This window comes from Bifidobacterium imperatoris (assembly GCF_002860405.1).
In the GTDB taxonomy this organism is placed as follows: Bacteria; Actinomycetota; Actinomycetes; order Actinomycetales; family Bifidobacteriaceae; genus Bifidobacterium; species Bifidobacterium imperatoris.
In genome coordinates, this window is record NZ_NMWV01000028.1 from 1 (window position 1) to 8687 (window position 8687).

Sequence of the window (8687 nt, forward strand, 5' to 3'; positions counted from 1 at the left end):
AAAAACATGGCTCATCCACATGGAATCCCCGTTGACACCAGAGTGGAGCAAAAGGGATATGTAGTAGGGGCCGGCTCTTCTGTGCTTGAAGGCACATATCAGCTATGCGATATCCCCGACAATGGCGATATTCCTTTCCTATCGTCCAAGATGATTCTCTGGCTAAAGGAGCATGGGTATGTCAAAGGTGTTGAACCTATGCAACACCAAACAGCAAGCTCCCCAGCGCCTACTCGTTCTGGGTCGAAACGTTTTTTGAGTTCAGGCAAGCCTGATATGTCGCCCATTCCGAAAGGTAGTCGAAACAACAACCTTCATGCCTGGGGGTTTGGACGCTTGACTAATCATCCGGACAATAAACGTCAAATTGAGAGTGATTTCTTTGAGAGAGGCAGAATCAGCGGGTTGGGTGATGCCGAGATTCGTTCTTCTTGGAATTCGATTCTCAGACAGCTTGGCTATCAGTCATAGATACGTCAAAAACTGTCGCAGAGTAATGGGTCAGAAGCACATTTAAGGGAGTAAATCATGAGGAAACCGTTTCAGGATTGGAGTCTTGAGAATTTCGTGGGATTGCTGCTGTTCGCGGCGCACGCGTTCGTCGTGCTGCTGATCATGGCCCTCTGCGGGCTTCTCATCTGGAGTATGTTCGCGGATCCGGCATCGGAGCAGCGGATGATGACGGAGACCGTCATGCAGGGTGACGTGAAATACCTGTGCGTGGAGGCCCGCACCGGCTCGCATATCGATGCGATGAGCTGCGAGCTCATCGACCCTCATACAGGCGGCGTGATGCGATGAGCAGGCGTGGCGGCGAGTTGAAGCCCGCGTGGCTGCGCAAAACGATACCCGATATGTGTCCGCTCATTGTCACCCGCTGCAGCTGCGGCCAATACATCATCCAAGACCGCGAAAACCTGTGGGAGTCATGGGATTACGGATTGGTCGAAGGTGACGATCTGACCGTCGCCATCATATTGGAACGCCCATTGACGCGCATCATATGGCTCCCCTCCGTCGGATACCCATTGCTGCGCAGTGTGTTCCGTGACGCCGGCATCAAGCCGGACGGCCAATACCTGGCCATGCATGAATGCGGGCACGCACGCATCAGCCTCAAACCGTGGAAACCTCCGAAACGGGAACGCCAGCCGGGCAAACCTTGGGGAGGCCGGCAGCCAACCGAAAAGGAGATCAGCGAATTCAAATGGATATGGACGACACCGTTCAGCCAACTCAAAAAGAAATAAACCCCAACCGGGTTGACCGATCAGGGCGATGAGATAAGCGACATCATTCTATCAGCCAAACCGGAAGGGGCCACTGCATTGCTTTGCCAGAACTGCACCATCACAATCGAAGAGGGATACACATTGTGCGCGCATTGCGAGCTCCAATTCGCTGGCATGCTGCTGCAATTGGCTCGCGATGTCACGCCGTTGCATGATTCGCTGGACGCCACATTGCATCCGGGAGGGCATGCGCCGTCACGCATCCAGACCGCCACTCCCCCGACCCCGATCAGATTGGATGTGCTCGACCTGCTGGATATCCTCGATTCCACCGCCTATGAGCTCAAACGGCGATTGGACGGCATCGACGCGTTGGATTGGCGGAAGGATCCACAAGCCGAGGATCTGGAGAGCACGCTTATCGCGTGCGCCGCGCATGAACGGCTCGCCACATTCGAGGACGCGGGCTTCTACATGAACGTCATCAAGGGGTTGGCCCGCAAATCGGATATGCTGCTGGACCCGCCCGAGCAGCGGCGTGAGATAGGCGGCTGCGAACTGTGCGGGAGCATGCTTACGGCCGGCCCCAATGACCAGTGGGTGACATGCCCCGTCTGCGAGCGCGAGCAGCGTGTGCAAACCGTGAAATTGCGTAGGTTGAAGACGTTATGTTGGGATGATTCGAAGCGTGGGAGTGCCGCGGATATCGCGAGGGCGTTCACGGATGCGGGGATAACGTTGCGCAGGAACACTATTACCCAGTGGGTGAAGCGCGGTAGGGTGGATTCCGGGCCGCAGGGCATCACCTATTGCAGCGTGTACCGTCGTGTTCTCGCTGGCGGGCTTGACAAAATTTGAACTGTCACCAATAATTGCAGTGGATTAGTATATGGAAGCCCAGTCGAATGTGACTGGGCTTCCTGCATATTCAGCCTTCCAATCGCAACATCACCCTTTCCGGAGGGCAGGTATCCATGCCCCACCTACGGCAGCGCCCCAACTGGAACAGCAGCGACAGACGCGGCAGACTTCCAACGAACTGGCCAGAGCTCAGAGCCAAGGTCAGGGAACGTGCGCACGGTCTGTGCCAGGCGAAGCATCACGTTCCCGAATGCGATGGAATCGGAACCGACTGCGACCACATTATCGCCGGAGACAATCATGGTCTTGACAATCTGCAATGGCTGTCACATCCTTGTCATAAAGCCAAGACCGAAAAGGAGAACGCTGAACGCAACGCGCGCAGGGCGCGCATGAGAAAGCATCCGAAGGAAAGATTTCCCGGATTGCTTGACTGAAGCGGTGGAAGCCGAACGACCCAGGTGGGGGTGGACTCCTCCGCTCCTTGGGTATAACCGCCGGATAGCACTTCCGGTTGTACGTACGTTCTGAATCCCTGTTTTGGTTGGTTTGGCTGTTTTTTCATGTTGGGTGGCGTTCGGGCTTGTATGGCCTGTTTTTGCCTGTCCTGTACCGTGTTTTGGTTGGCGTGTGGCCGGTTGCCCGGTTTTATTTCGTGACACGTTAAGCGTTGTCACGAAATGGCGTAAACCGTTGGAATTATTGGGTTTTCAGCGTTTTTTTAGCACCTGTTACGTTATAATTAAATCGTGACATGCTGCGAATACTGCCATAAGGAAATCGAACAGGCCTCGGGACGCGGCCGCAAGCGCCGCTACTGCTGCGACGCATGCCGTCAGGCAGCGCACCGGCACGGCAAGCCCATGCCCGTGCCATGCGAGATGGCGCTCGCCGACCGGTGGATGCGTTGGAAGCGCGTCACACGAGGCGACGGCACCACCAAACAACCGATCACCACGGACGGCAAACCCGCGTCAAGCACCGACCCGAGCACATGGACCGCACTCGAACAGGCCGAAAACTCCACCACAGGAGACGGCCTCGGCTTCGCACTCGGGAACGGATTCGCCTGCATCGACCTCGACCACTGCTACGACAACCGAGGACACCTCACCGACTGGGCCAAAATGCTCATCGCGCCCGTGGCAGGCAGAACCTACATCGAAATCAGCCCAAGCGGCGACGGCCTGCACATCTGGGGAACCGCCCCGCAGCAGACCGGCATCAGAATTCGCAACACGCTCGGCATGAACATCGAGGCCTACACGCAAGGCCGATACATGACCTACACAGGCCGCACCTTCCGCGACTCCCCCACCAAACTCGCGGATCTCACATTCCTGCTCGCGGTCATACCCAAACTCGCATAATCATCACAAGGAGGCGTCATATGGCGAAAACCTCCACACCACGCATGCCCAACGGCCTCATACGAGACGGCAAAGGCCAGAAACTCTGGCGGGAGCTCACCGCCAAATGGGAATTCACCGAAGCGGAATACAAGCTGCTCGAAGTCGCCTGCTACACCGCCGACCGCATCACCCGCGAACGCCGCGCCATAGGCGACCAACTCACCGTCAAAGGAAGCCAAGGCCAACTCGTCGCCCACCCGCTGCTCGCACAACTCAGAGCCGACGAGGAACACCTCGCCAAACTCCTCGCCAGAATCGACATGCCCGAACCCGAACAAAACACAAAAACAGACTCCGGCGAACGTTCCGCACAAATGCGAGCCATCGTGCAAAGCCGCTGGGGAAAGGCCTACGGAAGCTGATGGCACGGCTGCGCACACCACAAACCGCAGCCCTCATCCCCTCACGCCAAACCGAATACCGGGAAATCACCGACTGGTACCGAAACGCGCTCGCCGTCGAGCCGGCGCGTGAATGGCATATGCGGCCCACGCTCATCGGGCCGACGTGGAAGCGTGGCGAGCATGGCTGGCTGCTGCCGGAGCATACGTTGGGTTGGAATTTCCTCGCGTGGAGCGGTTATTGGCTGCGTAACGCGAAGCAGCGGACCCCGTGGAAGTGGACGCTTGAGCAGGCTCGTTTCTGGCTGTGGTTCTACGCGTTGGACGAGCATGGCGTGCCGATCCACGATAATGCGGTGCTGCAGCGGCTGAAGGGTTGGGGCAAGGATCCGATGGCCGCCGGTGGCGCGGTCACGAGCTGTTTCGCCGATCTCACGTTCGACCATTGGTCGGCTTCGGGCGAGCCGGTGGGTCGTGAGGAGCCGAACGCTTGGGTGCAGGTGTGCGCGGTCTCGCAGGAGCAGACGAAGAACACGATGAAGCTGCTGCCCGGCTTGATACCCGCGGAGACCAGACGCTATTACGGTATCCAGCTTGGCAAGCTGAACATGTACGCGTTGGGTGATTCACGGCAGATAGAGGCGGTCACATCATCGCCGCTCGCCTTGGAAGGCGGGCGTCCCACGTTCCTGATCCGTAACGAGACGCAGAACTGGAATTCCAGTAACGGCGGCCATGACATGGACGGCGTTCTTTCCGGCAACGCGGCCAAATCCGAGGACAGCGTGAACGTGAAGATGCTTGACATCTGCAACGCGTACCGTGATGGCGAGGATTCCGTGGCGCAGCGCGTGCGCGAGGCATGGGAGGGCACTCAGGGCGACCCGAATTCCGAGGATAAGGGGCTTCGCCCCAAGTACATGGATTTCGGTCTCCTGTATGACAGCATCGAGGCCGCTCCGGATACCCCGATGACCGAGGAAAGCATTCCCAAGGTCGTGGAGGACGTGCGCGGGGACTCCACATGGCTGTCCACCGCGAAGATCGTCAAGGAGATCATCAACCCGAAGAACCCGGTCAGTGAATCCCGGCGCAAGTGGTTCAACCAGTGCGAGGCTCCCGAGGATGCTTATGTGACCAGTCAGGAATGGGATTCCAACGAACATCCCGAACTTCGGCTGGAGCCGGGCGAGCGGATAGTCATGTTCCTTGACTGCTCGCTCACCGATGACGCCACCGCGTTGGTCGCGTGTCGTATCTCGGATGGTTTCGTCAAACCGTTGGGCATGTGGCAGAAGCCGCCCGGTCCTCGCGGCAGGGATTGGAAGGTGCCGCGTGAAGGTGTTGACGATACGGTGCGCGAGGCCATGAGCCGGTATCAGGTGGAGGCGTTCTGGGGCGACCCCAGCCATGTGCTGGATGATGAGACCGGATTGCATTACTGGGATCCGCTGTTCGACGCATGGCATCGCGATTACGGTCGTCGGCTGAAGCTGTGGGCTCGTCCCGAGGGGCGTGACCGGCATGCCATCATGTTCGACATGGTGCGGCTTGATGTGCAGAAACGGTTCGTGGAATACGTGGATCAGGCGTATACGGCCATTTGCGACAGGGATTTTCCTCACGATGGTGATGCCCGTCTGCGTGCGCACATGCTGAACGCGAGACGTCAGCCGACTCGCGCGGGCATGAGCATCGCCAAGGAGGGGCGCGAATCGCGTCGCAAGATCGATCTCGCGTTCTGCGCGATAGCCGCGCGCGGCATGCGCCGTGAATATCTGAACAATCGCAAGAGAGGAGGAGGCCAGGTATGGTGACCACCGAATATACGAGCGAGACTGAAGCCGAGCAGGCGTTGCGTGGCCTTCTGCTGCCGGCATGGGGCATGGAGTTGGAGCGGTTGAACCGCATCGACCGTTGGTGGCGGTGGAATCCGAAACCGGTCAGGTTGAAGCAGGCCACGTTGGAGCATCACATGCTGCGTGACCTGGGAGTGACACCGTGGCTGAGGCTGGTGGTCACCACCATCAGCCAGACCCTCTATCTGGAGGGTGTGGATATTCCCGGCAAGCCGGATACGGAGTCGGCGCGCATCTTCTGGCATCCGTGGGTCGCCAACCGTATGGGCCGCAGGCAGGTGGCGTTGCACAAGGCCGCGATAGCCTACGGCACCGCCTACGCGGCGGTCAGGGCGGACGCATCCGAGGATGGCGGCACGCGTGCTGTCATCGAATGCTATTCGCCGCGTGAGAGCATCGCCGTCTACGATGACGCGGCGCGAGACACGTTCCCCCAGTCGTTCATGCGCGTCAGGCGCATCAGCCCGCAGGTCGAATCCTATGAGCTGTGGGATAAGTGGAACATCTGGCAGTGGACGCGTGAGAACGGAGCCTATACGCTGGTCTCCTGCACTCCGCATCTGGCGGTTGACGCATATGGCAACCCGGTGTGCCCGGTGGTGCGCTATACGAACGATCTGGATCTGCAGGGCAGGGCTCCCGGCGAGGTGGAGCCGTATATCCCGTTGGCGGGCAGGTTGAACAAGGATAATTACGATCGTCTGCTCGCCCAGCATTACAACAGTTGGAAGGTGCGCACCGTCACCGGTTTGGATATGACCGCGTTGAACGACCAGCAGCGCAGCGAGAAGAAGCTGCAGTTGAGGCAGGACGATCTATTGGCCGGCGGCGAGGGTGTGCAGTTCGGTGCACTGCCTGAGACCACATTGTCGAGTCTCATCGAGGCGAAGCAGGCGGACGTGGAGGAATTGGCGGCTGTGTCACAGACTCCGACCACAGCGTTCGGCAAGATGGTCAACGTGGGCGATGCCGGCATCGCGGAAAGCCGTGCGGGCTTCTACGCGAAGCGCGATGAACGGCAGAAGTCGTTCGGCGTGAGCCATATGGACGTGCTGCGCCTGTGCGCCGGCATCGAAGGGCGTATGGATGACGCGCACAACTTCGATCTGACACCCATCTGGGAGGATACGGACGTACGCACAATCAACCAGGCGGTGGACGCGTTAGGCAAGGCCGCGCAGATGCTCGGCGTGCCGAAGCAGGAATTGTGGGATATGATTCCGGGCGTTTCCAAGTCCCGCGCGGATTCATGGCGTGAATATGCCGACGCGCACCCCGATGCGGATGCGCTTGCCGTGCAGGCGTATCAGGCGCAGTTGAATCCGGTGGGGGTTGATGATGGCGCTGACCAGTAAGGGGGCTGCGCTTACCGACCGGCATCGCAGGAATCAGGTGCGGTTGGCGATCACCGCCGACAGTCAGGCGCGAAGGCTATGGGATTCCACGTTGGACTTGGATGATCTGAAGGGTTCGCAGCCGATATGGAAGAACGCGATGCTGAACCTGCTGCAGACATGGTGGCAGGTGAGCGCCGAAACCGCCGCCGATTACCTGCCACGGTTCCGTGAGGCCGAGACCGGTGACGGCTCGTTCGAAACCGCCGTGCCAAGGTTCGACCGCAAGAGGATGGCCGGTCAGGTCGATTGGCTCGGCGCCACGAACGTGCTATGGCATATCGCGCGCGGGGAGACGCAGGAGGCCGCGTATGCGACTGCCCGCAGCCTGTTCCTCGGCGTGTTCCATGAGGCGGTGCTCACCGGCGGCCGCACCACGATAGAGCATTGGGCGAAGAAAGATACGCGCGCCATCGGCTGGCGTAGGGTCTCCGACGGCGATCCGTGCGCGTTCTGCGCGATGCTCGTCACCCGCGGCCCCGTGTACACGTCGGCCGAAAAAGCCGGCTTGAGCGCCAAAACCGGCAAAAAGTATCACCCCCACTGCGGCTGCACCGTCGAGGTCGTCTACGGCGACTGGAAGCCCAGCGAGCAGGAACAGCAGTGGATCGACGAATACTATCGGGCGGCCGAAAGCCTTCCCGACCGCACTCCGCGCACCGCCGAAACCGTGTTGCCACTCATGCGCCGCAACGGCTCGTTCCGAGACTCACGACAGCGCAGAAGCACTCCGGGATACCTCAAGCGACGACGGCAGGCCGGTTTCGACAAGAGGATTGCAAGGCTGCTCCCCGAAGTCAAACCGGCAGTGCAAAGCCCAGGCATGTGGGCGAATAACGTTCAGCCGCCAAACGAAAAGGTCATCAGTCACATCCTGTACGGGGAAGGCGACGGGAAGCGAGGAGGCCATCTGTATGGTACGAATATCCTAGGCAAGACCGAGTTTCCGCAAGGATGGGACAGGAACAGGATTCTTGATGCGATTCGGCAAGTCATGGAATCTCCTCAATGGGAGATTCACCCCGACAATGATCGAGCTTTGCACAGGTTCGGCGGAACCGTTGACGGAGTCCAGATTGAAGTCAAGGCGTACCTTGTGGGTGGTCAATACGTCATCGACAGGGCGATGCCAATCGGCGGCGCCGGCGTGACTCGCAATACTCCAACGGGTAAAATCGCAGTCAAACGGAGTAAGGCAAAACAATGGAGGGAATCCGATCGTCATGACAATGGATGAATTGATTTCTCTCGCCGAACAATGCCTCGAAATCGTTAAAGGCCTCGATGAGATTACCGAGGAAGACGCCCGCGACATGATTCTTTCCGGAGAACCTGATCTGGCCATCGCTGATGCCCTGGACATTGCTTATTCCCATCCTGGCCTATACGCAAAATTCCCGGACGGAGTATATGAGCTTGCGAAAGATCCGGATTACATGGCAATCCATGTGTATCTTGATCTTCTGAAAGCCCACCGGAAGAGGTAAGCAAAAAACTTTATTCATCTAGCCCGTCATGAAGTTCATGGCGGGTTTTCTTATGCCCGCAGGACGGGCGGAAAGGAACCATCATGGCCGATGACGCCAAC

The 8687-nt window shown here is 58.8% G+C and carries 10 protein-coding genes and 1 pseudogene; 10 read left to right on the forward strand and 1 reads right to left on the reverse strand.

The features are described 5' to 3' along the window. The 4 genes and pseudogenes from Tam1G_RS11730 to Tam1G_RS09605 form a co-directional block, all read left to right on the forward strand. Nucleotides 1-471 (forward strand): annotated as a pseudogene (locus Tam1G_RS11730) (DNA primase); the annotation flags it as partial. 57 nt (nt 472-528) lie between these two features. Then, complete coding sequence (locus tag Tam1G_RS11805; RefSeq protein ID WP_207553066.1) at nt 529-801, forward strand: tight junction protein ZO-3; 273 nt, start codon at nt 529-531, stop codon at nt 799-801. A 53-nt stretch (nt 802-854) separates the two neighbouring features. Beyond that, nucleotides 855-1250: a hypothetical protein gene (locus Tam1G_RS09600; RefSeq protein ID WP_243394881.1), complete on the forward strand. Its 396-nt coding sequence runs from the start codon at nt 855-857 to the stop codon at nt 1248-1250. Nucleotides 1251-1328: 78 nt separating this feature from the next. Beyond that, entirely contained in the window at nt 1329-2090 is a 762-nt protein-coding gene (locus tag Tam1G_RS09605) for a hypothetical protein (protein WP_101626354.1), read from the forward strand. 125 nt (nt 2091-2215) lie between these two features. Here the strand turns inward: Tam1G_RS09605 and Tam1G_RS11735 are convergent, their stop codons facing one another. Then, nucleotides 2216-2413 (reverse strand): hypothetical protein, encoded by a 198-nt coding sequence (locus Tam1G_RS11735; protein ID WP_165781984.1) that lies wholly within the window; start codon nt 2411-2413, stop codon nt 2216-2218. A 429-nt stretch (nt 2414-2842) separates the two neighbouring features. Between Tam1G_RS11735 and Tam1G_RS09615 the strand changes: the two genes are divergently transcribed. Genes Tam1G_RS09615 through Tam1G_RS09640 form a run of 6 tightly spaced genes read left to right on the forward strand, consistent with a single transcriptional unit; the run spans nt 2843 to nt 8586 of the window. Next, complete coding sequence (locus tag Tam1G_RS09615) at nt 2843-3463, forward strand: bifunctional DNA primase/polymerase (protein WP_242689643.1); 621 nt, start codon at nt 2843-2845, stop codon at nt 3461-3463. A 20-nt stretch (nt 3464-3483) separates the two neighbouring features. After that, nucleotides 3484-3867 carry a hypothetical protein gene (locus Tam1G_RS09620; RefSeq protein ID WP_101626349.1) on the forward strand — a complete coding sequence of 128 codons (384 nt, stop codon included), beginning with the start codon at nt 3484-3486 and terminating at the stop codon, nt 3865-3867. After that, on the forward strand, nt 3867-5663 hold the full coding sequence (locus Tam1G_RS09625; RefSeq protein ID WP_101626350.1) for a terminase: 1797 nt from the start codon (nt 3867-3869) through the stop codon (nt 5661-5663). The genes Tam1G_RS09620 and Tam1G_RS09625 overlap by 1 nt, the downstream gene beginning before the upstream one ends. Beyond that, nucleotides 5657-7060 carry a phage portal protein gene (locus tag Tam1G_RS09630; protein ID WP_242689657.1) on the forward strand — a complete coding sequence of 468 codons (1404 nt, stop codon included), beginning with the start codon at nt 5657-5659 and terminating at the stop codon, nt 7058-7060. The genes Tam1G_RS09625 and Tam1G_RS09630 overlap by 7 nt, the downstream gene beginning before the upstream one ends. Next, the gene (locus Tam1G_RS09635) at nt 7041-8336 is read left to right on the forward strand and encodes a VG15 protein (RefSeq protein WP_242689651.1); all 1296 of its coding nucleotides are present in this window, start codon (nt 7041-7043) and stop codon (nt 8334-8336) included. Before Tam1G_RS09630 ends, Tam1G_RS09635 begins: the two co-directional genes overlap by 20 nt. Beyond that, a complete protein-coding gene (locus tag Tam1G_RS09640) occupies nt 8323-8586 on the forward strand; it encodes a hypothetical protein (RefSeq protein WP_133125005.1) in 264 nt (87 codons plus the stop codon). The genes Tam1G_RS09635 and Tam1G_RS09640 overlap by 14 nt, the downstream gene beginning before the upstream one ends. Nucleotides 8587-8687: the final 101 nt, after the last annotated feature.

Coding starts and splice junctions, on each gene's coding strand:
- Tam1G_RS09640 (WP_133125005.1), top strand. CDS start 8,323: ATGACAATGGATGAATTGATTTCTCTCGCCGAACAATGCCTCGAAATC.
- Tam1G_RS09600 (WP_243394881.1), top strand. CDS start 855: ATGTGTCCGCTCATTGTCACCCGCTGCAGCTGCGGCCAATACATCATC.
- Tam1G_RS09635 (WP_242689651.1), top strand. CDS start 7,041: ATGATGGCGCTGACCAGTAAGGGGGCTGCGCTTACCGACCGGCATCGC.
- Tam1G_RS09630 (WP_242689657.1), top strand. CDS start 5,657: ATGGTGACCACCGAATATACGAGCGAGACTGAAGCCGAGCAGGCGTTG.
- Tam1G_RS11805 (WP_207553066.1), top strand. CDS start 529: ATGAGGAAACCGTTTCAGGATTGGAGTCTTGAGAATTTCGTGGGATTG.
- Tam1G_RS09625 (WP_101626350.1), top strand. CDS start 3,867: ATGGCACGGCTGCGCACACCACAAACCGCAGCCCTCATCCCCTCACGC.
- Tam1G_RS09620 (WP_101626349.1), top strand. CDS start 3,484: ATGGCGAAAACCTCCACACCACGCATGCCCAACGGCCTCATACGAGAC.